Annotated in this window: 27 protein-coding genes; 10 read left to right on the top strand and 17 right to left on the bottom strand. The window is 62.4% G+C overall.

Annotated elements, in window-relative coordinates; translation table 11 throughout:
* Positions 1-3: 3 nt before the first annotated feature.
* Positions 4-1,743: an N-acyl-D-amino-acid deacylase family protein gene (locus AC0L7I_RS04055; protein ID WP_473398261.1), complete on the bottom strand. Its 1,740-nt coding sequence runs from the start codon at positions 1,741-1,743 to the stop codon at positions 4-6.
* Between the two features lie 112 nt (positions 1,744-1,855).
* On the opposite strand from AC0L7I_RS04055, the gene AC0L7I_RS04060 reads away from it, so the two are divergent.
* Together AC0L7I_RS04060 and AC0L7I_RS04065 are read left to right on the top strand one after the other, a co-directional pair.
* The gene (locus tag AC0L7I_RS04060) at positions 1,856-2,716 is read left to right on the top strand and encodes an EamA family transporter (RefSeq protein ID WP_473398262.1); all 861 of its coding nucleotides are present in this window, start codon (positions 1,856-1,858) and stop codon (positions 2,714-2,716) included.
* A 79-nt stretch (positions 2,717-2,795) separates the two neighbouring features.
* Positions 2,796-3,434, top strand: a complete 639-nt coding sequence (locus AC0L7I_RS04065) for an inner membrane-spanning protein YciB (protein ID WP_473398263.1) — start codon at positions 2,796-2,798, stop codon at positions 3,432-3,434.
* On the opposite strand, the gene AC0L7I_RS04070 is transcribed toward AC0L7I_RS04065, so the two are convergent.
* Positions 3,431-3,982, bottom strand: a complete 552-nt coding sequence (locus AC0L7I_RS04070; RefSeq protein ID WP_473398264.1) for an NUDIX hydrolase — start codon at positions 3,980-3,982, stop codon at positions 3,431-3,433. The genes AC0L7I_RS04065 and AC0L7I_RS04070 overlap by 4 nt on opposite strands.
* Before the next feature lie 125 nt (positions 3,983-4,107).
* Between AC0L7I_RS04070 and AC0L7I_RS04075 the strand changes: the two genes are divergently transcribed.
* Positions 4,108-4,755 carry a MarR family winged helix-turn-helix transcriptional regulator gene (locus AC0L7I_RS04075; protein WP_473398265.1) on the top strand — a complete coding sequence of 216 codons (648 nt, stop codon included), beginning with the start codon at positions 4,108-4,110 and terminating at the stop codon, positions 4,753-4,755.
* A gap of 10 nt (positions 4,756-4,765) precedes the next feature.
* On the opposite strand, the gene AC0L7I_RS04080 is transcribed toward AC0L7I_RS04075, so the two are convergent.
* The 5 genes from AC0L7I_RS04080 to ccmA are packed head-to-tail and all read right to left on the bottom strand — an operon-like array spanning position 4,766 to position 7,464.
* The gene (locus AC0L7I_RS04080) at positions 4,766-5,287 is read right to left on the bottom strand and encodes a redoxin family protein (RefSeq protein ID WP_473398266.1); all 522 of its coding nucleotides are present in this window, start codon (positions 5,285-5,287) and stop codon (positions 4,766-4,768) included.
* Positions 5,284-5,451, bottom strand: coding sequence for a heme exporter protein CcmD (gene ccmD / locus AC0L7I_RS04085; protein ID WP_473398267.1), 168 nt, complete (start codon positions 5,449-5,451; stop codon positions 5,284-5,286). The genes AC0L7I_RS04080 and ccmD overlap by 4 nt, the downstream gene beginning before the upstream one ends.
* Positions 5,448-6,185, bottom strand: coding sequence for a heme ABC transporter permease CcmC (gene ccmC / locus AC0L7I_RS04090; RefSeq protein ID WP_473398268.1), 738 nt, complete (start codon positions 6,183-6,185; stop codon positions 5,448-5,450). Before ccmC ends, ccmD begins: the two co-directional genes overlap by 4 nt.
* 14 nt (positions 6,186-6,199) lie before the next feature.
* Complete coding sequence (gene ccmB, locus AC0L7I_RS04095) at positions 6,200-6,865, bottom strand: heme exporter protein CcmB (RefSeq protein WP_473398269.1); 666 nt, start codon at positions 6,863-6,865, stop codon at positions 6,200-6,202.
* Positions 6,862-7,464 carry a heme ABC exporter ATP-binding protein CcmA gene (gene ccmA / locus AC0L7I_RS04100; protein ID WP_473398270.1) on the bottom strand — a complete coding sequence of 201 codons (603 nt, stop codon included), beginning with the start codon at positions 7,462-7,464 and terminating at the stop codon, positions 6,862-6,864. The genes ccmB and ccmA overlap by 4 nt, the downstream gene beginning before the upstream one ends.
* An 85-nt stretch (positions 7,465-7,549) precedes the next feature.
* Here ccmA and acnA point away from each other — a divergent pair, with 85 nt between their 5' ends.
* Positions 7,550-10,237 (top strand): aconitate hydratase AcnA, encoded by a 2,688-nt coding sequence (acnA, locus tag AC0L7I_RS04105; RefSeq protein WP_473398271.1) that lies wholly within the window; start codon positions 7,550-7,552, stop codon positions 10,235-10,237.
* A gap of 123 nt (positions 10,238-10,360) precedes the next feature.
* The gene (locus AC0L7I_RS04110; RefSeq protein WP_473398272.1) at positions 10,361-11,035 is read left to right on the top strand and encodes a DUF1223 domain-containing protein; all 675 of its coding nucleotides are present in this window, start codon (positions 10,361-10,363) and stop codon (positions 11,033-11,035) included.
* Between the two features lie 3 nt (positions 11,036-11,038).
* Here the strand turns inward: AC0L7I_RS04110 and AC0L7I_RS04115 are convergent, their stop codons facing one another.
* The 8 genes from AC0L7I_RS04115 to purE form a co-directional block, all read right to left on the bottom strand.
* A complete protein-coding gene (locus AC0L7I_RS04115; protein WP_473398273.1) occupies positions 11,039-12,088 on the bottom strand; it encodes a DUF4340 domain-containing protein in 1,050 nt (349 codons plus the stop codon).
* Positions 12,085-13,428 carry a Gldg family protein gene (locus AC0L7I_RS04120; RefSeq protein WP_473398274.1) on the bottom strand — a complete coding sequence of 448 codons (1,344 nt, stop codon included), beginning with the start codon at positions 13,426-13,428 and terminating at the stop codon, positions 12,085-12,087. The genes AC0L7I_RS04115 and AC0L7I_RS04120 overlap by 4 nt, the downstream gene beginning before the upstream one ends.
* Positions 13,349-13,984 (bottom strand): GldG family protein, encoded by a 636-nt coding sequence (locus AC0L7I_RS04125; protein ID WP_473398275.1) that lies wholly within the window; start codon positions 13,982-13,984, stop codon positions 13,349-13,351. Before AC0L7I_RS04125 ends, AC0L7I_RS04120 begins: the two co-directional genes overlap by 80 nt.
* A gap of 3 nt (positions 13,985-13,987) precedes the next feature.
* The gene (locus AC0L7I_RS04130) at positions 13,988-14,746 is read right to left on the bottom strand and encodes an ABC transporter permease subunit (protein WP_473398276.1); all 759 of its coding nucleotides are present in this window, start codon (positions 14,744-14,746) and stop codon (positions 13,988-13,990) included.
* Entirely contained in the window at positions 14,743-15,474 is a 732-nt protein-coding gene (locus AC0L7I_RS04135; protein WP_473398277.1) for an ABC transporter ATP-binding protein, read from the bottom strand. Before AC0L7I_RS04135 ends, AC0L7I_RS04130 begins: the two co-directional genes overlap by 4 nt.
* Before the next feature lie 92 nt (positions 15,475-15,566).
* Positions 15,567-16,322: a creatininase family protein gene (locus AC0L7I_RS04140; RefSeq protein ID WP_473398278.1), complete on the bottom strand. Its 756-nt coding sequence runs from the start codon at positions 16,320-16,322 to the stop codon at positions 15,567-15,569.
* Between the two features lie 4 nt (positions 16,323-16,326).
* Positions 16,327-17,406: a 5-(carboxyamino)imidazole ribonucleotide synthase gene (locus AC0L7I_RS04145; protein ID WP_473398279.1), complete on the bottom strand. Its 1,080-nt coding sequence runs from the start codon at positions 17,404-17,406 to the stop codon at positions 16,327-16,329.
* The gene (purE, locus tag AC0L7I_RS04150; protein WP_473398280.1) at positions 17,403-17,891 is read right to left on the bottom strand and encodes a 5-(carboxyamino)imidazole ribonucleotide mutase; all 489 of its coding nucleotides are present in this window, start codon (positions 17,889-17,891) and stop codon (positions 17,403-17,405) included. The genes AC0L7I_RS04145 and purE overlap by 4 nt, the downstream gene beginning before the upstream one ends.
* Before the next feature lie 142 nt (positions 17,892-18,033).
* On the opposite strand from purE, the gene AC0L7I_RS04155 reads away from it, so the two are divergent.
* The 4 genes from AC0L7I_RS04155 to AC0L7I_RS04170 all read left to right on the top strand — a co-directional run bounded on the left by AC0L7I_RS04155 (position 18,034) and on the right by AC0L7I_RS04170 (position 20,165).
* Positions 18,034-18,720 carry a GGDEF domain-containing protein gene (locus AC0L7I_RS04155; RefSeq protein WP_473398281.1) on the top strand — a complete coding sequence of 229 codons (687 nt, stop codon included), beginning with the start codon at positions 18,034-18,036 and terminating at the stop codon, positions 18,718-18,720.
* A 114-nt stretch (positions 18,721-18,834) separates the two neighbouring features.
* Positions 18,835-19,002, top strand: a complete 168-nt coding sequence (locus AC0L7I_RS04160; RefSeq protein ID WP_473398282.1) for a YdcH family protein — start codon at positions 18,835-18,837, stop codon at positions 19,000-19,002.
* Positions 19,003-19,074: 72 nt separating this feature from the next.
* The gene (locus tag AC0L7I_RS04165) at positions 19,075-19,401 is read left to right on the top strand and encodes a hypothetical protein (protein WP_473398283.1); all 327 of its coding nucleotides are present in this window, start codon (positions 19,075-19,077) and stop codon (positions 19,399-19,401) included.
* A gap of 5 nt (positions 19,402-19,406) precedes the next feature.
* Positions 19,407-20,165: an SDR family NAD(P)-dependent oxidoreductase gene (locus AC0L7I_RS04170; RefSeq protein WP_473398284.1), complete on the top strand. Its 759-nt coding sequence runs from the start codon at positions 19,407-19,409 to the stop codon at positions 20,163-20,165.
* A 6-nt stretch (positions 20,166-20,171) separates the two neighbouring features.
* On the opposite strand, the gene AC0L7I_RS04175 is transcribed toward AC0L7I_RS04170, so the two are convergent.
* Positions 20,172-21,881 carry an alkaline phosphatase D family protein gene (locus AC0L7I_RS04175; RefSeq protein WP_473398285.1) on the bottom strand — a complete coding sequence of 570 codons (1,710 nt, stop codon included), beginning with the start codon at positions 21,879-21,881 and terminating at the stop codon, positions 20,172-20,174.
* 89 nt (positions 21,882-21,970) lie between these two features.
* Here AC0L7I_RS04175 and AC0L7I_RS04180 point away from each other — a divergent pair, with 89 nt between their 5' ends.
* Positions 21,971-22,996 (top strand): RluA family pseudouridine synthase, encoded by a 1,026-nt coding sequence (locus tag AC0L7I_RS04180; RefSeq protein ID WP_473398286.1) that lies wholly within the window; start codon positions 21,971-21,973, stop codon positions 22,994-22,996.
* Between the two features lies 1 nt (position 22,997).
* Here AC0L7I_RS04180 and AC0L7I_RS04185 read toward each other — a convergent pair whose 3' ends face one another.
* On the bottom strand, positions 22,998-23,891 hold the full coding sequence (locus AC0L7I_RS04185; RefSeq protein ID WP_473398287.1) for a DUF3108 domain-containing protein: 894 nt from the start codon (positions 23,889-23,891) through the stop codon (positions 22,998-23,000).
* Positions 23,892-24,043: the final 152 nt, after the last annotated feature.

The following is a 24,043-nucleotide window of genomic DNA, read 5'->3' on the forward strand; positions in this document are numbered from 1 at the left end:
CGCCTATTCCGCGGCCATCGCCCGGACCGGTGCGCCCTGCGCGCCGCGCAGTAGTCGCCCGGGTTTTGCCCCCGTCGGGCTGCCATCTCGGAAGGTGACCTGACCCGCCAGGATCGTCGCCGTATAGCCGCTGGCGCGCTGCATCAGGCGGCGCCCACCGGCCGGCAGGTCGTACTGCACTTCAGGCAGGTGCAGTTTCAGGTTGGTCAGGTCGATGACATTGAGGTCGGCCCGGTAGCCCGGTGCGATCAGGCCGCGGTCCTCAAGTCCCATCCAGCGCGCCGTTTTCTGCGTCTGGCGGTGAATCAGGTATTCCAGCGGCAGCTTTGGCCCGCGCGAGCGGTCGCGGCCCCAATGGGTCAGCATGGTGGTGGTGAAACTGCCATCGCAGATCATGCCGACATGGGCCCCGCCGTCCGACAGGCCCGGCAGCGAAGCCGGGCTTTCCATCATCGCGCGGATCGGCTCAAGGCTGCCTTGGGAATAGTTGAGGAAGGGCAGGTAGAGCATGCCGCGGCCGCCACGCTCCAGCATCAGGTCAAGGGCGGCCTCCTCATTGCAGACGCCGCGCTGGGCCGCGATCGCTTCGATTGTGCGCTCGGGGCCGGGTTCGTAGTCGACAGGGTCGGTGAGCTGGAACATCTTGCCGAAGCTGCGCAGCATGACTTTCAGGAACGGGTTGTCGGTCACCGGTTCATCGGCCAGCAGCCGGGCCCGGAAATCGGCATCGTTCAGGCGGCGCACCTTTTCTTCAAACGGCAGGTCTGCGATCTGCCTGAATACAGGATGCGCACTGAAAATATTGAGTGTGAGTTCAAGACCCAGTAATACGCCCACCGGACGCGGGGCGACCTGCGCCGCCATCGGCAGTCCGTCATCCACGGCCTGCTCGATCGCGCCGAGCAACATGCGCCAGCCTTCCGGCGCCACATCTGCCTGTGCCAGCGAAACAGACAGCGGTCGACCGGAAGCCTCGACAATCCGGCGCAGCATAGCGGCTTCCTTTTGAGGGTCGTTGAAATCCGACACGAATTGCAGAACGCCTCGTCCGGCCTCTGCAAGGCCCATGGCGATTCCGGTCAGTTCGGCTTCACTTGCGGTCAGCGTCGGAGTGGGCTGGCCATCAGACGTGCGATGATTGAGCGTGCGTGACGTCGAAAACCCGATCGCGCCAGCCATGACAGCCTCTTTCGCCAGTCGTGCCATCTCGGTAATTTCGGCTGGCGTCGCATCTTCGCGATTGGCGCCCCGGTCGCCCATCACGAACACGCGCAGCGCCGCGTGGGGGAGTTGGGCGGCCATGTCGACATCAAATTCGCGCTCGCCAAGGAAATCGAGATAGTCCGGAAAACTCTCCCAGGCCCAGGGCAGCCCTTCGGCCAGCACCGGGAACGGAATATCCTCAACGCCTTCCATCAGGCGGATCAGCCGACCATGGTCTTCCGCGCGGCACGGTGCAAACCCGACCCCGCAATTTCCCATAACGACACTGGTAATGCCGTGCAGGGAGGACGGGCTGATCTCGCTGCCCCATGTTGCCTGGCCATCATAATGAGTGTGGATATCGACAAAGCCCGGCGTGACGATCTGGCCGCGCGCGTCGATCTCTTCGCGGCCCTTGCCGTTTACCTTGCCCAAACCCGTGATTACGCCGCCATCGACGGCGACATCCATCTCGCACGGCGCCGCGCCGCTGCCATCGAATACGAGCCCGCCGCGCAGGATGATATCGTGGGTGGCCATGGCTTTCGTCTCCCTCTTTTTCGGAGAGCATGAACCTCAGGCCGCATTAGTCAAACCCTGACGCGGCGTCGGGCTTTCCCCAACGTCCAAACCCGCGCATACACCGCCCGCCATGGCCAGCACGCTCCTCCCCGTCGCGATCTGCCTCGTGTCCGCCATTTCGCTGGCGGCGACGAATGTCCTTGTAAAACGCGGTGGCGATATATTGACATCCCGCATGCTGGTCTCGGGCGCCATGGCGCTCAGCGTACTGCCGCTCGCCTTCTTCGTGCCGCTCCCCCCGCCCGATACCCTTCCGCTCATCGCCATATCGATGGTGGTCCACTGGTTCTACCAGTTCAGCGCGATCCGGGCGCTCCACCGGGGCGACCTGTCGCTGGTTTTTCCCGTCATGCGCGGTCTCGGGCCATTGGCAACGGCCGTCATCGCAAGCGTCGCGCTGCATGAGGCATTGTCTCCCTGGCAGATTGCCGGCCTCGTTGCGGCCAGCGCTGCGATTATTGTCTTTGCCCTGCCGACCGCGACGACCCTTCACGCGCGCCGCCTCGACCGCGCAGCCCTGTTCTGGTCGGTCATGACAGCCATCGGGGTCGGGCTCTACGCCGTCGCCGACACGCGCGCGGCCCGGGCGATGCCCAATGTGTTCACTTTTGTCGTCTGGCTGTTCCTGATCGACTGGATCGGCGTCACCGTCGTGACACTCTGGCAGCGGAAGGGCCGGGTCATGGCATCCATCCGGCCGCAATTGCGCGGCGGAATCATTGCAGGCCTGCTGGGCTCGGTTTCCTACGGACTGGCCATCGTTGCCTACACATTGACCGATGCAGCAATTGTGACCGCCTTGCGCGAGACGTCAGTCGTGTTTGCTGCGGGGTTCGGCGCCATCCTTCTGCACGAAGGTTTCGGCCCCCGGCGGACGATTGCGGCCGCAGTCCTCGCCTGCGGTCTCGTGCTCATGCAGGTCGGGGCATGATCGCGTCTGGCGGTACGTGCCGCTTTATGCAAGACAGTCGCAACTCATCCAGGGGCGGCTCGGCCGCGTAAGATACCGCATGACAGACACTTCAAAAACACCGGTCGCCAACAACACTGCCACGAGGAACGCTGGCAGTATCTGGAGCGAGCTCGGCCCGACGCTTGCCTTCATCCTGATCTATAATGTGCTTTTGCGCTTTCCGGAGGGCGATGGCCTGTTAACGAAGGACAGCGCGCTTTACTGGGCCACTGGCGCATTGATCGTGATGACATTTGCGGTTGTCATCCAGAAACTCATCAAGGGGCAAAAAATCCCGCCCTTCCTGCTTGTCTCGTCTGCCCTGATCGGCAGTTTTGGTATTGCAGGCATCCTGCTCCAGTCGAAAATCTTTCTCTTCGTCAAGCCAACGATCATAAACCTGATCTATGCCAGTGTCATTTTTGGCGGCCTCGCAGTCGGGCGGAACATCTGGAAAATGTTGTTTCACACCGTATTCGCACTACCGGATTTTGCCTGGAAGACCCTGGCGATCCGTTGGGGACTATTCTTTATTGCGATGGCAATATGGAATGAATTCCTGTGGCGCAGTTTCACCGAGGCAACGTGGGCCAACTGGAAGCTGGGCAATATCGTTGTCACTTTCCTCTTTGCGCTGGCCAATACACCCTACACGCTGAAGCATATGACGGCTCCTTCAGAGCCGGATGACGCCTAGCGCGTCAGCTTCTCCGTTCCTGGCGGGTTGGTGAACGGCGGGAATGCACTGAGGTGCCGCGTCGAAGCATAGTGCGTCAGCGCCCAGACGACCGTCGGGAAGGCCAGTTCGGACCAGGGAATGTCTTTCCACGAAAACAGGCCGACTTCTTCGCTTTCGGGGCCAGCGGCAATGCTGGACGCGAGGCTTGCCCGGAACATGACCTGAACCTGGCTGATGCGCGGCACGGAATAGACCGCCAGAACCTGTTCGATCCTGATATCAGCACACGCCTCTTCCTGCGCCTCGCGCCGCGCGGCGTCCTCGACGGTTTCGTTCTCCTCCATGAAACCTGCTGGCAGGGTCCAGAAACCCTTGCGAGGCTCTATCGCCCGGCGGTAGAGCAAAATCTTGTCACCGCGTGTCACCACCGAACCGGCGACAATTTTCGGGTTCACATAGTCGACAAAGCTGCATGTGTTGCAAATTCGCCGCGTGCGATCGTCGCCTTCAGGCACATCGAGCCTGAAATCTGGCGAAATGGAACCATTTGCTAAGTCCTCCGTCATCAAATCTTCAGCCTATCCCTCTTATGGAGAAAACAGTTGATCCGCACACGGGCCTCCTGCTTTAAGCAATCTATCAACCTATTTCCGGCGGGAAACCGCGCCAAAACATGAAAGTAGACAATATCATGGCTTCCACAACCAGCTTCAAACTCAATAAATCGCCCAGCCACCTGTTGCACCGCGCGCAACAGATCGCTGCCAACCACTCAGCCGTCGCGCTCAAGGCCGCCGGCGTCACGCTTCGTCAGTTCTCGGTCCTCGCTGCCCTGTCCGGCAATGAGGGCGTCAGCCAGTCGGATCTCGTGAACGCAACCGGCATTGACCGCTCGACGCTGGCCGACATGGTCGCCCGGATGGAAAAGGCCGGTCTCATCAAGCGCGTTGCATCAAAGGCCGATGCCCGTGCGAAGTCCGTTTCGCTGATGGCCAAGGGCCGCAAGGCGCTCGAAAAAGCACAGCCTGCGGTAGACGCCGCCGACGCTGCCCTTTTCGCAGCCATGCCCAAAACCAAGCAGGACGCGCTCCTGTCGGGCCTCTCGAAACTGGTTGAAGACGCTGAAGCGGCCGCCGCCAAGCCCGTCGCTGCGCCAAAGCCAGCAGCTGCGCCGAAAGTCGTGACCAAGGCCAAGCCAAAGGCAAAAGCGAAACCGAAAGCAAAGGCCAAGCCGAAAGCCAAGGCTGCGCCGAAGGCCGTCGCGGCACCAGCGCCGAAGCCGGTCGTCAAGGCTAAAGCCAAAGCCAAGGCCAAGCCGGTCCGCCGCAAAAAGAAGTAAGACTTCGGGGTCAGTTGCGGGGCGCGTTCAGCGCCCCGCTCACCTCACGTACATCGTCCGGGTCCAGGGGCCCTGTGACATGTACCAGGATCTCGCCTTCGCTTGAGATCACGAATGTTTCCGGTACGCCGGTCAAGCCAAAATCCAGCCCGCCTTGCCCGTCCGGGTCCAGTGCCACCCCGGTGAAAGGGTTGCCCATCCGGTCCAGGAATTCACGGCCATTGGCTTCTGAATCCTTGTACAGGACTCCATAGACCCGTCCCGGGAAGGCGTTTGCAAGCGCGACAAGCTGCGGATGTTCGGCTTCACACGGCGCGCACCAGCTGGCGAAAAGGTTGACCACGATGCTCTGATCACCAGGCGGCGCAGCGAAGGTCAGGGCGCCACCATCGAGCGTCTCGAATGAACGGTCCGGCGCCACCCGCGAAATCCGCTCAAAGTCGCCCTTCTTGGGGCTGAGCAACTGCGATAGCGCCAGGCCCGCAAACAGAATCAGCACCACCACAGGGATTGCGGCCAGCCAGCGTTTCATGACGCATCCTCGTCGCGGGCATTCATCCGGTCGAGCGCAGACTTTGCGGCGCGGGCTTTCAGGATGACGCCGATCACAGCGCCACCGACCAATACGAGGCCCAGCCCGTAACAGGCCCAGATATAGGCGGCATTCTTATCGAGGTGCGGCAGGAAATCCATCATGCGCCCGCCAGCAGTCTGGCACGCTGGCGCGCGGTCCGGCGCGTCCAGATTTCCGCCCGCATCAGGGTCATCACCAGGGCGCCGAAGAGCAGGGAATGCCCCAGTCCGCTCATCAGCAGGGGCCCGAGATAAACAGCCGCCATTTTCGGCCCTTCAGACGTGATGACGCTGGAATCCTGGTGCAGCGAGGTGAACATGTCGACCGAGAACTTGATCAGGGGCACGTTCAATCCGCCCACCATGGCAAGGATCGCCCCGGCGCGGGCCGCCTTTTGCCGCGAATCCATGGCCGCGCGCAGGGCCATGTAGCCCAGGAACAGGAACAGCAGGAACAGGACGCTCATCATCCGCGCATCATCCCATTGCCACCATGTGCCCCATGTCGGCTTGCCCCAGACAGACCCCGTGGCGAGGCAAAGCGCGGTCCATGTCGCGCCGAGCGGTGCGATCGCCTTGGCAGCAATGTCTGCCAGCTCATGGCGCCAGATGAACCAGATGAAACTCGCGATCGCCATGGCCGAATAGCTGGCCATGGCCAGCCAGGCGGCAGGTACATGGATGAACATGACCCGCATGATGTCGCCGCCCTGGAACTCATCCTTCGGCACCATCCACAGGCCTTGCCACACGCCCCATCCGATCAGGGCGGCGCTCAGCGCATAGAAAACAGGCGCCAGCCAGCTCGACAGCGCGAGAAACCGGTGCGGATTTGCAAAGGCTGATAACATGCCCATCAGATACCCTTCCCTCAATCTGCCGCCAAGCGCAGCGCCGCAGCCATGGCAAACGGTGCCAGCGCCAGTGCGAACAGTGTCGTCGCGACCAGCAACAGGGGCGCGCTGTCTCCGCCTGCTGCCCCGCTCATTGCCATAGACCCGAAAATTGCTGTCGGCACATACAGGGGCAGGGCGATCAGGGCGATAAGTAATCCTCCACGCCGGACAGTTGCCGACAGGGCGGCACCGACCCCGCCCCAAAAGAAGAAGGCCAGCCCGCCTAGGCCATAGATCAGCGCGCCGGCCAGCAGGTCTGCGCCCGCCTCGGCCTGGAACATCAGCGCCAGGACCGGGCTCATCAGCGCCAGCGGCAGCCCGGCCGTCAGCCAGTGCGCGAACGTCTTGGCAGCAGCGATGGCCGAAACGGGTGCGCCTGCCTGCAACCACAGGTCCAGTGCGCCGTCTTCGACATCGGCTTGGAAGACCCGCTCCAGTGTGACCAGGCTGGATAGCGCGAGTGATACCCAGAGAATACCTGGGCCGACCGCGCGCAGCATGCCGGGTTCAGTTCCGATACCCAGCGGTACCAGAACGGCGGCGCCGGCAAAGAAGCCGAGCGGCAGCAATGCGCCCGCGCCGCCCGCCCAGGCCTCGCCGAGCGCCTGCCGGAAGGCAGAGAAGATTGGGGCGGGGCTCACAGCACCATTTCCCGGCTCGCCGCGAAACCCGCATCGCCATGCACCGCTGCCACCACCGCGCCGCCGCCTTGGCGGTGTGATGCCACCATGGCGAGGACCCGTTCCTGTCCTTCCGCATCCAGCGCCGTGAACGGCTCGTCCAGCAGCCAGACCGGGCGTGATTCGAGCAATAGGCGCGCCAGCGCCGTGCGCCGCCTCTGTCCGGCTGACAGGTAGCGCGCGGCCACGTCCGCAGGCCGCAATAGCCCCATTTCATTGAGAATTGCGCCGATATCGGCGTCAGCTCCCCAGGCCTTGGCCCAGTGTTTCAGGTGCGATCGCGGCGTCTCGTGGGGTTTCAGTCCCTCGCGATGGCCGACCCAGTGATGGGCAGCTTCCCGGCTCACAATTCCGGCTTCCGGCCGCGTCAGCCCTGCCAGCATACGCAGCAAAGTGGACTTGCCTGCGCCGTTGGGGCCTTTCAGCACCACTGCGTCGCCCGGCGCCAGCTCCAGCGACACCTCTTCGAACAGCACCCGCTCGCCGCGCAGGATGCCCAGTCCGGACGCTGTTAAAAGCCGCACATCATCTCCCGAATAGACCCTTTGTCCCAATTGCATCAGGCCCTTACCATCTATATGACACGAGGCAACGCGCCGCGCCGCTGCGGCACCACATATCACATCAAGACGCGAGGTCTCCCGCATGCCGTCTCTCGACAGCTTCAAATCCAAACGCACGCTTACCGCTGCTGGCAAGACGTACACCTATTATTCGCTCGCCGCAGCCTCAGAAAACGGCCTTGGCGATGTGTCGCGCCTGCCAGCTTCGCTGAAAGTGCTGCTGGAGAACATGCTGCGCTTCGAGGATGGCAAGACGGTCACCAAGGATGACATTCTCGCGTTCAAGGCCTGGCTCGACAACAAGGGGGCGACAAGCCACGAGATCGCCTATCGCCCGGCGCGCGTGCTGATGCAGGATTTCACCGGCGTTCCGGCGGTGGTTGACCTTGCCGCCATGCGCGATGCCGCGAAAAACCTCGGCGCCTCAGCCGAAGCGATCAACCCGCAGGTTCCTGTCGATCTCGTGATCGACCACTCGGTCATGGTTGACAGTTTCGCCGGCGCCAACAGTTTCGAGAAAAACGTCGAGATGGAGTACCAGCGCAACCAGGAGCGTTATGAATTCCTGCGCTGGGGCTCGACCGCGTTCAAGAATTTCCGCGTTGTGCCTCCGGGCACCGGCATTTGCCACCAGGTGAACCTCGAATATCTCGGCCAGACCGTCTGGACCAAAGAGGAAGGCGGCGAGACCGTTGCCTATCCGGACACATGTGTTGGCACGGACAGCCACACGACCATGATCAACGGACTCTCGGTCCTTGGCTGGGGCGTCGGCGGGATCGAGGCGGAAGCCGCCATGCTCGGTCAACCCGTTTCCATGCTGATCCCCGAAGTCATCGGCTTCAAACTGTCCGGCAAGATGGCAGAAGGAGCAACCGCGACGGATCTCGTGCTGATGGTTGTCCAGATGCTGCGCAAGAAGGGCGTTGTCGGCAAGTTCGTCGAATTCTTCGGTCCGGGCCTCTCCAACCTGACGCTGGAAGACCAGGCCACGATTTCCAACATGGCACCGGAATATGGCGCCACTTGTGGTTTCTTCCCGGTCGATCACGACACGATCAAATACCTGTCAAACACGGGCCGCGACGCGGACCGCGTGGCTCTGGTTGAAGCCTATGCCAAGGCGCAGGGCTACTGGCGTCCCGAGCAGGCCGAACCGGTCTTCACGGACACGCTGGAGCTCGACCTTGGCGCGGTCGTACCGTCGATTTCCGGCCCGAAACGCCCGCAGGATCGCATCGGGCTGTCGGACGGCGACACGGCTTTCGCCGACGCGATGGTCAAGGAGTTCGGCAAGAAGGCGGATGCCGCCGAGCCGATCACCGTCGAGGGAGAAGATTATACGGTGACGCATGGCGATGTGTTCATCGCGGCCATTACATCGTGCACGAACACGTCGAACCCGAGCGTTCTGATTGCTGCCGGCCTCGTCGCGCGCAAGGCGAATGAGCTCGGCCTGACCCGCAAACCATGGGTCAAGACCTCCCTCGCTCCCGGCAGCCAGGTCGTCACCGATTATCTCGACAAGGCTGGCCTGTCGGACGATCTGGACGCACTCGGCTTCAACCTTGTCGGTTATGGTTGCACCACCTGTATCGGCAACTCCGGCCCGCTCGCTCCGCCACTTGCCAAGGCGATTGCCGATGGCGACCTGGTGTCGTGCTCGGTCCTGTCAGGCAACCGCAACTTCGAGGGCCGGATCGGCCCGGACATCAAGGCGAACTACCTTGCCTCCCCGCCGCTCGTTGTCGCGTATGCGATTGCCGGTTCGCTCCGCATCAACCTGACGACCGATCCGCTGGGTCAGGACAAGAACGGCAATGATGTCTATCTGAAGGACATCTGGCCGACATCGCATGAGATTGCTGAAGTGATGGCCGTCGCCGTGACTCCGAAAATGTTTGCGGAACGCTATTCCGACGTCTTCAAGGGCGACGAGCATTGGCAGGGCATCGAAGTGTCCGGCGGTCAGACCTATAGCTGGCCGGTCGGCTCGACCTATGTCCAGAACCCTCCTTATTTCGAGGGCATGGGGCTTGAGCCCGATGCACCGACCGATGTCGAGAACGCGCGTGTCCTGGCCCTTTTCGGCGACTCGATCACGACCGACCACATTTCGCCGGCCGGTTCGATCAAGGCGTCCAGCCCGGCTGGCGAGTATCTCCAGGCCCATCAGGTCAGCGCGATCGATTTCAACTCCTATGGCTCGCGGCGCGGCAATCACCAGGTCATGATGCGGGGCACATTTGCCAATATCCGCATCAAGAACCAGATGGTGCCGGGCGTCGAAGGGGGCGTGACAGTCCACTATCCGGACGGCCAGCAGATGCCGATTTATGATGCTGCAATGCGTTATCAGAAGGACAGTGTGCCGCTGGTGATCTTTGCGGGAGACCTCTATGGCAACGGCTCTTCGCGCGACTGGGCTGCCAAGGGCACGATCCTTCTGGGTGTGCGCGCTGTGATTGCCGGCAGCTTCGAGCGGATCCACCGCTCCAACCTGATCGGAATGGGCGTTCTGCCGCTTGAGTTCGCGGACGGCGCAAGTGCCAAATCGCTCGGCCTTACCGGCAAGGAACAGGTCTCGATCAACGGCATCGCCGACATCAAACCGCGTCAGACCATGGATGTGAAAATCACGCGCGAAGACGGCACGACCTTCACCGCAAAAACGACTCTTCGTATCGATACGGAGAACGAGCTCGATTATTATCGTAATGGCGGCATTCTTCACTATGTGCTGCGCAATCTCGCGCGCGAAGCCCTGTAGTCGATTGCCGACAGGTCGCACGATTATCAAAGCCCTTCGCGTTTCGTCGCGGAGGGCTTTTTTACAGTCCTCACACCCCTGTGATTGTCACGCGATTTGGCATGGGCCTATAACGGGACCGGAATGAAACGATCGCACCTGCCTTTCCTGATGCTTCTTGCCCTGATCGCTTATCCGGCGGCAGCGCAAACATCTGTGCCTGTCGAAGGTCCGGCGCCCGTTCTGGTCGAGCTCTTTGCGTCGCACAATTGCCGGGCCTGTCCGAAAGCGCATCGCACCATGAGGGAAGTCGATGCGAAGCGCGAAGACGTGCTGATCCTCACCTGGTCGGTCGATTACTGGGACTATCTCGGCGAAAAAGACCCGATGGCCATGGCCGAGTCCAAGGATCGCCAGCGCGCCTATGTCGACAAGTTCCGGCTGCGCGGGCCCTATACGCCCCAGACCGTCTACAACGGTGTCGAGCAATGTCCGGGCAGCAAGCCGGCGCAGGTCGAGTCCGCTCTCGAACGCGTCGGTGATTCCACCCCTTCGCCGGCGCGCCTCGTCCGAAAAGGCAAGAAGATCGAATTGACGGGATCGGTCACCGACCTCACCGATATTTTCGTGATTGACTACCTCGACGGCGATGCCAACCCGACCAACATGGTCCATCCGGTTACGAATGTTACCTCGATCGGGCCGTGGATCGGCGGACGTGTCGAGATCGATCCGTCTGTCTGCAAAGCGACATGTGCGCTTGTTGTTCAGGAAGCTGGCTTCGGCCGTGTCCTCGCTGCGATGGATATCAGGAACTAGGCTTCAGGGCTGGTTCGGCGCGTCTATTTCATCCGGCACGGGTGGTCGCACAATCGATGCGATGGAAGGCGTGAAGTCATTCCAGTCGAATTCAGTTACCTCGAACGCCCATCCGACCGCCTTCTGGTTGATTGTGCTGCCACGTTGGGCACCCTCACCCGCCTCGATCGCACGCAGCGTGACGAAGTAACCGTCCGGTTCACGATAGGCTCTCAGGTCCACTTCCAGCCCGTCATGCGTTTCGGTGATGTGGCGCGCGGCTGGCCGCGTTGTCAGTTTCGCGGCGGGTTTTACCCCGATAGGCTGCAGTCGCGTGAGGGCCAATGCAGGCGTTGAGGCCGCGATACGGCTGACCAGGCGATAATCCTGATACGGCGGGGCTGGTCGAAAGCTTCGTTCGCTGCTGCCGACCGAACGTTGGAGGTAGAGGCTGTTGCCGCTGGCGTCATAGAGGCGAACGGCCGACACGGCGTCTTCATGGATGTCGATGATGTCGAGATCGAGCCAGGCGTCGTGATTGTACAGGGGCGGCAGGTCGCCATCGACGCGGAATGCCTGAGCTTCGCCGGGCAGCCTGGCATAGACGTTGGGGCCTTTGCGACCAGTCAGCAGCGCGGCTGTGACCGTACCGGCTTCGTTCACGATTTCAATCAGGGCGCCTGTGCCGCCATCGCGTGGGTCGCCGAGTCCGATACGGTTCATCTTGCCGGGATCGCGCGTGCGCCCTTCGCCCCAGGTCAGGGTTTCGAGCCCGCTGGCGAGGTCGGCCAGCCTGTCGGCGCGAATGGGGTAGCCGTCGGTTCCGCCAAGTGTCCAGCCGTCCGGGCCGTTGATCAGGCTGTAGGCTTCATCCGCCAGCGTAACCCTGATCTCGCTCGCCTCGGCGCGCACGGTCGCGAATTCCGGCAGGACTGGATCCCCGATGCGCTCGGAGCGTTGCGGCGAATGCCGCCCGCCGAGGCTGACCAGGACAGCCAGCACGGTCAGCGCGCCCGCTACCGCCCCGAGCACTTGCAGGCGCCGCACGCGCCTTTGGGACGGAACACCGGTCATGTGCCCCGACCTTCCCGGAAAGCCTGGCGGCGCCATACAAGCAGGCCGATCAGCCCGATCAGCAGCGGCCCACCCCAGATGTTTATCAGTTTGAGCGTGCCTTCCAGCCGGTCAATATCGCGCCGATAGTCCCGCTCAATACTCCGAAGCCGCTCGCGCAGTTCGACGATGTCCGCGCGCAGCTTGGCCAGTTCCGCTCGCTCGTCCTGAGACAGGACGGCTTCGAGGTCGCCGGAGAAAAAGCCGTCTGTTGCACTGATATCCTGCAGCTCCTCCAGCCGGGACTGTGCTGTCGCGAGCCGGTTCTCGAGTTCGGCCTGCTGGCGGAAATACCTGGCTTCCGCGCTTTCGCGCATCCGGTCAATTCGCGTCATCGGCCTGAGGCTGGGTGCGCGCGACCTGAGGCGAGACAGTTCCCCGCCGCCTGAAAGGGCATCGATTGCGTTCAGAACCAGTGCGCCATTGTCGGCCACCACGACATCGCGTCCGGGAATGATATAGAAATCGTCTGCCAGGGCATCGACATCGGCGATCAGTACGATCTCCGCATCAGTCTCGCTCCTGGAAATGTGCGGCGGAGCGTTCGCGGCCTCGGCGCGCGCCAGTTCGGCCAGTCCCGGGTCGGTTGGTTCGTCCAGAGCCGGCGCGCCGGCTGGAAAGGCCGTGGTCAGCGATCCTGACAGGCGCGCGGCCAGAACGAGAGGTTGCGGCGACGTCTTATAGGATTTCAATACGTCACCGGGCGTCATGTCCCGTGCGGCTTTCTCGGCGTCGATATAGGAAGGGCTGGGACCCGTTGTGATGAGCGGCGAGAAAACTTCACCCTCGGGGAGGTGTTCGGCGAGCAAGGCGCCGGGGGCGCCGAAGTTCACGTTTCGCGTCAGGTCTGCTGTTATCAGGTCGTTTGCGTTCATGTCCTTTGCGGGCGCGCCGATGAAAAGCGGATGTGCGAGCTCCTCCATGCGGCCATTGCCCGTATCGACCGGCACCGGCAAGGCGTTCGCGGCGTCTGCGACGGCATCCTGGGACAGGGTGACGCCCCACGCCTTGCCGAGGGCGCCAAGATCAGACCGTGGATGGTCGCGGGACGCGCCGAGCATACCGCCACCCATGGCGGTTTTCGCCGCCGGGTCGACCATGATGACGGCGCGGCCATGGCGCAGGATATATTGGTCGATCAGCCATTCCTGGCGCGCGGACAGGTCTGGCGGGTGTGCCACGAACAGCACGTCCAGGTCGTCCGGCAGAGACTGGAATTCCTCAGATATCCGAACAACGTCGAACGACTTTGTAATATCCGCCAGCAGCGTGTAGCCGCCTTCGCCGCCCGGCGCGGTCATGCCCGGCAGTGTCGAGAGTATCCCGAACTCGTGGCGGGTCCGGGTCGTCAAGGCGCGCAATCATTCTTGTCAGATCGTATTCCAGAGTCACTTCCCGCTCGGGCGCAAGGAAGGGAATGACCCGCTGGTCGTCGACTGCATTGCGTCCGATGATCCCGAAATAGAGCGGGTCGGTGCCATTGGTGCCGACCGCCGTGATGCCTGCCGCCAGCGCTTCGTCTTCGGCCTTCGAGAATGGCGATGGGTCAATCTCATGAACGATGACTTGTCCGCCGGACTGGCTGCGATAGGATTCCAGCAATTCGCGCACACGTTCGGCATACGCACGTATTGCCGGATACTCCTGGCCGACACTGCGTGTATAGACGAAGGTGATCTCCACGGGTTCGGCCACGCTTGCCAGCGTATCCTTCGTGCCCTTGGACAGCGTATAGAGATTGTTCTCGGTGAAATCGACGCGCGCGCCCGACAGGACATTCTGGACAACGAGGTTTCCCGACACGAAGATCGTGGCAGCCAGCGCCGTCGCGGCGAGAAGATAGTGCTTAGCTTTCATCGCCTATCCGAGCCTCTGGCGAGCGGCCCAGAGCCCGTTCAGCACGGTCCAGAAAGCGGTGAAGCCAAGGAAGAACACAATGGCGCGCAATTCCAGCACGCCGCGTTGGGCCCCCTCGAACTGGGTCAGGAACGAAAAAGACGCGACGAGTTCCGCCGTTCCCGTACCGAACACGGACTGCACGCCGGAAAGGACGAGCGGCCAGCCAGCCGCCGTAAATACGAAAGCGACAACAACGCTGATGACAAAGGCGGTCACCTGGCTGCCGGTTAGCGCGGAAATGGCAGCGCCGATGGACAGATAGGCGCCCGCCATCAGGAAGCTGACCATATAGGTCAGCGCGATGGCCGCATTGTCCGGACTGCCGAGCAGGTTGACCGTCAGCCACATCGGCGCCGTCAGCGCGAGACCGACACCGGCAACTGTCCACGCCGCCAGCAGCTTGCCGAGCACCAGCGCCGGCATGCCGATTGGCAATGAAAGCAGCAACTCGTCCGTACCCGCCGTTCGCTCGTCCGCCCAAAGCCGCATCGCGAGTGCCGGCAGGAATATCATGTACAGCCAGGGGTGCCAGACGAAGAAGGGCGCCAGATCAGCCGATCCCGTGTCGAAAAAGCGGGAGGCTTCCCAGGTGAACAGGCCCAACGCCAGCAGGAACACGGCAAGGAAAACATAGGCCATCGGCGTGGCGAAATAGGCGCCCAGTTCGCGCCGATAAGTCGCGGTGAAGCCGCTGAACTGCTCTTTCAACCAGGACATCATGCCGATTCCGCCTCGGCCTGGTCCGTCAGGTGCATGAAAGCGCTCTCCAGCGAGCCGTCCTCGGATCTCCTGGCGAGGGCGTCCGGAGCGTCGTCAGCCACGACCATTCCCCGGTCAATGACGATGGCGCGGGTGCACATGGCGGGCACTTCGGTCAGCGTATGGGTAGAGATCAGGATCGCCTTGTTCGGCGCCATGCGCGCGATCAGCGCCCGCACCGCACGTTTCTGGTTCGGGTCGAGCCCGTCAGTCGGCTCGTCGAGCAGCAGGACGGGCGGGTCGTGCAGGATGGCGCCGGCGAGCCCGACACGCCGGCGATAGCCTTTCGACAGGGAGCCGATTCGCTGGTCGCACACGGTCGAGATGCGAGCATCGGCAATCGCCCGCTCCACCCCATCCTTGCGCGCCGTGCCTTTCATGCCCCGGGCCGATGCCATGAACACGAGGAATTCCGGCGGCGTCATGTCTTCGTAGAGCGGCGCGCCTTCCGGCAGGTAGCCAAGGGCGCGTTGGGCCTCGCGACGGTCTGTCAGGATGGATTTACCATCGATTAGCGCGTCGCCGGCATCCGGTTCCAGCACCCCGGCAATCATGCGCATCGTGGTCGATTTTCCAGCGCCGTTCGGGCCGAGGAAGCCGAGCACGGTTCCCTTCTCAAGCCGGAAGGAGACCCCGCGGACCGCGTGCTTGGCGCCAAATGATTTTTCCAGCCGCTGAATGTCGAGCATGTATCCGGTTCGCACGCCTTTCTGGAAGCCTGTTCTGATACCGCCCTTCTGGACATGTGGCCAGAGTTTGCGCTGCGCTCGCAGGTTACAGCTTATTCAGAAAACCGCATCACGTCATCGATCATGGCCCGGGCTGCCGCCTCGACGATCTTCTCTCCGTCGGCCGCATTTGACTGCGTCGGGTCAGAGCCGATCCGGCCATCGGGAAAGTCGCGCCGGTACTGGACCGCGTCGCCGATCTTGCCGTTCGGGGCAATCTTCGGGCTCATCTCGACCTCGGGCCGCGCCCGGTCGGGATAGGCAAAATAGGTCACCGACACTTCAGACGCCGTCGCGTGGCTGCCATGGCCGACCGGATAGAGCGTGTTGCAGAGGCCCATCACGTCCTTGAAGTCCCACCAGTCGCGCCGCTTCAGGCTGAGGCCGGGCCGGTTGTCCTCGCCGCGCGGGTCGAAGCTGCGCCGCGCATGGATCTCGCTGAACGCGGCTTCGATCGTCGAAATGTTCCCGCCATGGCCATTGTACCAATAGAGCCGCTCGAATCCGTGCCGCATGAGGCTTTCGGTCCAGTCCGCCATGGCGGCGATCATGGTCGAAGGCCGCAGGGTGATGGTTCCCGGGAAGCCGAGATGATGCTGCGCGCAGCCGACATTGAAGGTCGGCCCGACCAGCATGTCGTCCGGCGCAAGGCTCTCGGCATGCCGCGCAATGATTTCCGGGCAGAGCGCGTCGGTGCCGATGAAACCATTCGGCCCGTGCTGCTCCATCGAGCCGATGGGGATGACGATCGTGCGGGATTTCTGGAGCCAGGATTCGATGTCCTGCCAGGTCGACACGGGAAGCAGCATGGGGTCAGTCCTTTCTGGGGGCCAGACGGCGCGTGATGTGGCCCATCTTGCGGCCGGCGCGCGCCTCGCGCTTGCCATACAGGGTCAGCGTCTCGTTCGAGGCGAGACGTGAAGGATCGAAATGTCCCGCCTCGCCGATCAGGTTCGTCATTTCCGCGTCGAAAAGCCGGTGCGTATCGCCCAGCTTCCACCCGGCAATGGCCCTGATGTGCTGCTCGAACTGGCCAGTCTGGCAGGCTTCCGGTGTCCAGTGCCCCGAATTGTGAACGCGTGGGGCGTATTCATTGGCAATCAGGCGGCCATCCGCCATGACAAAGAATTCAAGCGCCAGCACGCCGACATGGCCCAGCGCGTCGACCAGCATGACCGCTTGCCGGCGCGCTTCGATCTCGACCGCCCGGTCGATGCCCGAGGGCACGATTGAGCGCGCCAGTATGCCGTCTTCATGGATGTTCCTTGGCGGTGCCCAGCTGGCAGTTTCGCCGGTGCTGGAACGGGCAACAATGACCGATATTTCGCACTCAAATGCGACCGCCGCCTCCAGCACGCACGGGGCCCGGCCGACGGCGTCCCATCCTGCAGCGACATCGCTCTCGCCTCGCAGCCAGGCCTGACCTTTGCCGTCATACCCGTCCCGCCGGGTCTTCAGCACGCCCTTGCCGCCAAGCTCAGTGAGCGCGGGCGCTATATCGGCCAGGCAATCGATGACCCGATAATCCGCCGTGGCGATGCCAATGCCTTGCAGGAAGGCCTTCTCGTCGGCCCGGTCCTGAGACAGGGCGAGCGATTTTGCGCCCGGGTGCAGGGGCGTTCCGGTCGCGACAATCGCGTCGACGGCGCTGACCGGGATGTTTTCGAATTCCAGCGTGACGACATCGCAGGCGCGGGCAAATCCCGACAATGCTTCGCTGTCGCTATAGTCGGCCTGCCAGTGCTTCATTGCGACCCGCGCTGCAGGCGCGTCCGATTCCGGGCAGAATATGTGAACGTCAAAGCCGAGCTGGCTGGCCGCGCAGGCCAGCATCCGGCCGAGTTGTCCGCCGCCAAGGATCCCGATGACCGCGCCAGGAGGCAAGGCTGTCATCCCTGGGGTGCCTCGGCCACGGCGTCGGTTTGCGCGGCGCGATAGGCATCGAGTTTCGCTGCCACATGCTTGTCTTCAAGTGCGATGATCGCGGCGGCCATCAGGCCCGCATTGACCGCACCGGCCTCGCCAATGGCCAGCGTGCCGACCGGAATGCCCCGCGGCATCTGGACAATCGAGAGCAGGCTGTCCAGGCCGGACAGGGTTTTCGACTGGACCGGCACGCCAAGCACCGGCAGCGGCGTCATGGCCGCCGTCATGCCCGGCAGGTGGGCGGCGCCGCCAGCGCCCGCGATGATCACTTTCAGCCCCCGGCCCTTGGCCGCCTTGGCGTATTCCGTCAGCCGGTCGGGCGTGCGATGCGCCGAGACGATCCTTGCCTCATGCGCGATGCCCATCTCGTCGAGGATCGAGGCGGCATGATGCATCACCGGCCAGTCCGACTGGCTGCCCATGATGATGCCGACTTTGGGGGATGTGGTCATGGCTTTCGGAATCCTCGCCGCCGGAAAGCGCGCACAATAGGAAAGCCGCGCCTGCGGTCAACCGGCGCCTGATCGAGGCCCCATGTGTAATTCGTCAGCCTGCCGTCTCCCCTTATGTTCAAATCGGGTATAACCTTGCTCAATGACGGAAGAATTCCATCAGAACTCGCAGGACCAGCGCCGCGCTTTGCTTGACATTCTCTGTGTCGATCTCGGCACGCTTGGCGTGCGCGAGAGGGCCGCGCTGGAGGCCTTGAGCGAGGAAGTGATAGCGCTGCGCGACGAGGTTTCCCGTTTGCGTATCGAGCTTTCCGACGCAGAGCTGCTGGCCGACAATGACGCCTTGTGCCCGGTCTTCAATCGCCGGGCGTTTGAACGGGAAGTTCGGCGCGAGATTGCGCTCGCCGACCGGTTCCGTACACCCTTGTCCCTGATTTTCATTGATCTCGACCATTTCAAGAAGGTCAACGACGTATTCGGCCACGCAGCCGGGGACGACGTCCTGATGCGCGTTTCGGATATCCTGCTGCAGAACACGCGGGAAACAGACATTGTCGGCCGACTTGGTGGCGACGAATTCGGCGTTGTGCTTGCCCAGGCCAGTCATGCCGACACAATGTCCAAGGCAGCGCAGCTTACGATGCTGATCGATCAGATCGTGGTTTGCAATGGGAATGAAAATGACGTGCCGCCGGTCCGTGTCGGGGCGTCCTGCGGAATTGCGGAATGGCAGACAGGGCAGGGGGCCGACACGCTGATCGCCCTGGGCGACCAGGACATGTTTGCCCAAAAAGCACGCAGGAAATCAGCTCGCCCGCTCCACGTCTGACGTATCCACGTTAAACTCGCGAAATCCTTCGTTCGGGCCCTTAACGCGGGTCAGCTTCTGTGATTTAGTGTGGCAATAAGGACACAAATTCTTAACCGCAAAAGGAGACTGCCCATGTCGCTCAACGGTCGGATCAGTGAGCTTGCCAACAAGCACCGCAAACTGGACGAGAAAATCTCCGAGACCCAGAAACACCCATCGGCAGACCCGCTTGAGCTAAAGGATTTGAAGCGACAGAAACTGAAGCTTAAAGAACAGCTGCGATGGTTGGAAGCCAGCTAGCGCGGTAAAGGCGGACCAAGTCCTCCGCCAACGCGCCAGGCATTGGTGCAGGCAACGGGCGGAGGACGACCCATGAGAGACATTTTTGACCAGGATCGACCAATGACACTCGGTGCGGTCAAGTTGGCGACCGCCATTCTTGGTCTCGCCTTGTTGGCTGCCGGGCTTCTCGTCCTTCTGAATGCGTCCGTATCCCTGTTTCAGGGTCATCCATTGGTGGCGCTGACGAAGCTGGTTGTCGGTTTTGTCGTCCTGGTCTTCCTCTTCGTCACGGTCAGGTTGCTTGGCGAAATTCTTGCCGCCTTGCACAGGTTGAACGACCGGCTCGCCATACTCGGCGATGACATTCGCAATCCGCGTCGTGTCACCACGCAATCCTCCGACCCGTCCGGAGACTAGGCGAAATGGGTGTCCCCGTCACAGCCATACTCGGCCTCGGCCGGGAAGTCGGCGATGCCATCGCGCGCCGTTTCAGCGAAACCGGCCACCGCGTCCTGGCGGCAGATCCGGGTGCCGAGCGTCTCGTAACCGCGCGCAATGCCGTACCCGAAGACGTCATCCTCCATCACGGTGAGCTCCATACGCGGCTCGGCTTGCGCAACGCCTTCACCGCTGCGGTCGAAGGCTTTGGCCGCATTGATAACGCCGTGATCATTCCCGAACTTGAAGAGCCCGATACGCTGCTCAATTTCTCGACGGAGAAATTCGACAAGGCGATCGCCAAATCGATCCGGGGCACCGCGCTGGCCCTCCAGGTGTTCGCCGAGCGTATCGCCGAACAGGAGGACCTTCCAACTGTCGGTGTCGAGCGACTGCGTCAGAAAGGTACGATAACGTTCGTGCTCGCCTATTCGGCAATTGCGTCGATGCCGGGCCAGTTCACCGAAACGATTTCGCAGGGCGGCGTTCTGGGCGTAATGCGCGCCGGTGCAGTCGAACTGGCCGATCTCTCGATCCGGGTGAACGCGATTGTCGCCGTGCGGCCCAGCGAGGAACGCGTCCAGACGTGGACCATGCGCCGTACGCCGCTTGGCCGGACAGCCCTGGCCGACGAAATTGCCGACGCCTGCCGGTTCCTCGCGTCTCCGGAAGCAGCGTTCATAACGGGCGAAGCGCTGCGGCTCGACGGGGGCCGCAGGGCCCTTTCAGGTTTGCTCGACTAGTCGATCTCAGGCTTTGCTGAGGGCTGATACGCCTTTGCCTTCCGGAACGGCTGCAAATGTTGCGACGCGCTCTGCCGTGTAATCCGATTCAAGCACTGTCGAAACCTTGACGAACTCGCCGCTGACCCGGTCCGGCGTCAGCGTGACGATCGTATAGCCGTGGCCGAACGGGTCATGCCATTCAACTTCCGTATTGGCGTCTGCGAACTGCTCACCCAGATCGGGTACGTTGGGAAGATAGTTGCCTGTTCCCGGTGACGTGATCGAGGTGCAGCCGAATTCCACGCCCACCCGGGCGCCTTCAGCGTCATAGAGCGTGTTGGCCCATGCCGTGTGCGTGTCGCCAGCCAGCGTCACGAGACGCCCGCCTGCCGCCTGAACGCTGTCATACAGCCGCTCGCGTGCGGCGGGGTAGCCATCCCAGGCATCAAGATTCATCGGCAGGCCAAGCGCCGAGAAACCGATCATGGATCGCACGAAGGGATGGTCGAGATCGGAGATTTGTTCCGGCGTCAGCGTTTCCTGAAGCTTTGGCATGGCAACGCGCGCCATCACCACCTGGTTGGCCAGCACCTGCCAGGTCTTCCCGGCCTGCACTGACCTGGCCATGGTTTCGCCCAGCCAGGATTCCTGCGCCGCGCCCATCATCGTGCGGGCAGGATCATTCATGACAGCCATGTGGGCCATGGCCTGTGCGGCGATTTCGTCCGGGTCGGTCGTTGCGCTGATCACGTCAGGCCAGCCGATGGTCGGCGATCGGCCCGTCAGGCGCGTTTCGGTCGCGTAGATCGTGGCCACATCGCCGAAGCTGAAGCTGCGCCAGACCGCCGAGGTAATATCTCCGGATTCCGGCTCGCGCATCGGCATCCATTCGAAATAGGCCTGCAATGCGGCCTGCTTGCGGTCCGACCAGTCGCCTTCGCCCTCTTCCGGATTGTGGTTCTGGGCGCCGGTCCTGTAACTGTCATTGGCGCTTTCATGATCGTCCCATGTGCAGATCCAGGGCGCTGCCGCATGCGCCGCCTGGAGGTCTGGGTCGGACTTGTACTGGGCGTGGCGCATCCGGTAATCGCCGAGGGTGACGACCTCCGTAATCGGATCATGCAGGCGGTCGAGGGCCTGCGCGGTTTCCGCGCCATAGCCGTCTATGCCGTATTCATAGAGATAGTCGCCAAGGAACACGATCGCGTCGAGACCGGGCTCGGCGGCCAGCGCCTTGTAGGCATTGAACACGCCGAACTGCCAGTTTGCGCAGGACGCCACTCCCAGCTTCACCGGTGCGTTGCCAGTGGCTGCCGTCGTTCGGGTGCGTCCGTCCGGCGAGGTGATCTCGCCCCCGCTGGTCAGCGCCGTGAAGCGGTAGAGGTACGCTGTTGCCGGGCTGAGACCCTTCACATCGACCTTCACGCAAAAGTCGCGGGACGCGTCTGCGGTTACCAGTCCGGACACGAGCGGCGTCGTAGCATCGCTCTCGCCATAGACATCATAGCGGACCGGGATTGGGCCTGCGCCGGTCTTCGGCGTGACGCGTGTCCAGAGGATCACCTTGGTCGGCAGCGGATCACCCGAGGCGACGCCGTGGCCGAATTCGACCTCGCCTTCATAAGCCGCGGCGGCCGGGGCCAGTGCGCTTGTGGCTGGCGTCGCACACGCCGCAAGGCTAAGGGCTCCGGTAGCAGCGGCGCCGAGCAGGCCGCGTCTGGTAACTGCGCTCATGGTATCCTCCGTGGGTTCGTGCCGCTTATAAATTGCGACTACGACAGCACCATGACGCGCAGACCACTTCACGTCTATAAGGCCGGATAATGGAAAAGATCACATTCACTGCCCGCCCCGAAGACGCCGGACTGCGACTGGACAGCTTCCTGGCCGACAAGGCCGAAGCACTGTCACGCTCACGCGCCAAGTCCCTGATCAAGGAGGGCGCCGTGACCATCGACGGCGCGGCAACGGACGATCCCCGCAAGGCGGTCGTTGTCGGCAGCGTCTACACTTTGGCGCTGCCCGCCCCGGTGCCCGCCGTGCCGCAACCGGAAGACATCCCGCTCGATATCCTGTTCGAGGACGAACACCTCATCATCATCAACAAGCCGTCCGGCATGGCCGTCCATCCGGCGCCCGGCAGCTGGGATGGCACGCTGGTCAACGCCCTGCTCCATCATTGCGAGGGACAATTGCCCGGCATCGGCGGCGTGGAGCGGCCCGGCATTGTCCACCGCCTCGACAAGCTTACTACCGGTGTCATGGTTGCTGCCAAGACCGAGGCTGCCCATGTCGGCCTCTCCAACTTGTTTGCCGAACATGATATCGAGCGCGCTTATCTCGCGGTGACGCGCGGCGCGCCGCGGCCCCTGGCTGGCACGATCGACGAACCGATTGCCCGGGCCACGGGCGACCGCAAGAAAATGGCCGTGGTCCGCAACCCCGATGGCACGCATGGTCGCCATGCGATCACCCATTACAAGGCGCTGGAAACCTTCGGCCTGCGCGACAAGGGTACCGGCCTGCCCGCCGCCGCACTCATCAAGTGCACGCTGGAAACCGGCCGCACGCACCAGATCCGCGTCCACATGAGCCATGTTGGCGCCAGCCTGATCGGCGATCCGGTCTATGGCCGGTCAAAAGGCATTACCGCCTGGGGCTCTGGTGAGAAGTATGAGGCCGCAAAAGCGGCGGCCCGCGCGTTCGAGCGCCAGGCGTTGCATGCTGCCATTCTGGGCTTCGACCATCCGGTCACGGGCGAAACGCTCCATTTCGAGGCCCCGATCCCGGATGACATGGCAGGGCTATTGGCGGCCTTGCGCCAATTGCCCGAGGATGATCGCGGCTAGGTCAGCCGCCCCCCGGAGTGGCGGCGGCTTCTTCCATCACAATCGGTTCGAAACGCAGTTTTTTTGCCTGCAACGTGATCTTGCCGATCTTGTCGGTATCGGCCTGGATCTTCACTGGAACCGTCACACCGTTCTCCAGCGGGGCCAGCCACATGCGCAATGGCCCGTCGATGCCCGAAAGGTTGTCCTTGTTGGACTCGCCTTTCTTGTAGCCTGCCACTTTTTCCATCGTGACGTGGCATTCTATCGCCTCGCCCGACCAGGCGTCAGACTTCACATGCTTCATGCCGGCATTCTTGAGGTGCAGGTAAGTCAGCTGGCGCCCGTCGAAAATGCGGATCGGCCCGCCGCAGGGATCGGCGCCCGGTGCGCGCGTTTCCAGCGCAAACGTGATCAGCGCCGTGATCGGGTCATTGGTTTTCAACACCTGCTGCGTCGTCGCGGCCGGGTCACCGAGATTCCCGAACTCGGGCTCGGCCTTCATCTTGAAACTGTCCGGCCCGATGGTGAGGTTCACCTTGCGGTTCTTCTTCCCGTCGCGGTTCTGCGAGACATAGGAATAGGTCTTCAGCTCATTGCCGCGCGTATAGCCCGATGCCTGCAGCACCATGTCATAATTCACGAACCAGTCGGCAATACCGGTCACCTTGACCCGCGAATTGATCAGGTAATTGTCCGGCTGCATCGCGACATCGAAGCTCGCCCGGCCAGTCGCCGGTATGAACAGGACATAGGCTTTCGCCTCCAGTTCATAGATCATGCGTGTCGGGGTGCCCGCCTTCACATTGGCCAGCAGGGCGGTTGAGGGCGTACTGGCGCGGTTTGCCGTATCGGCCACGGCAATGCCGGCCACAGCTAGGGCCAGTCCGGAAGCAAGCAGGATAGCGCGTTTCATCAGGTAAAATCCTTCGGAACTGGTCCTTGTCATCCCCTATATAAGGATGGGTCGCCAACGGCGCCTGAACAAGATTGCCCCCATAATGCCCCATTCAACAACGCGGTTGCAGTCAATATTCGTGACAGGGCATGACACGGGGCTGTAAAACT

Source organism: Hyphomonas sp. J20-32 (genome assembly GCF_055808555.1).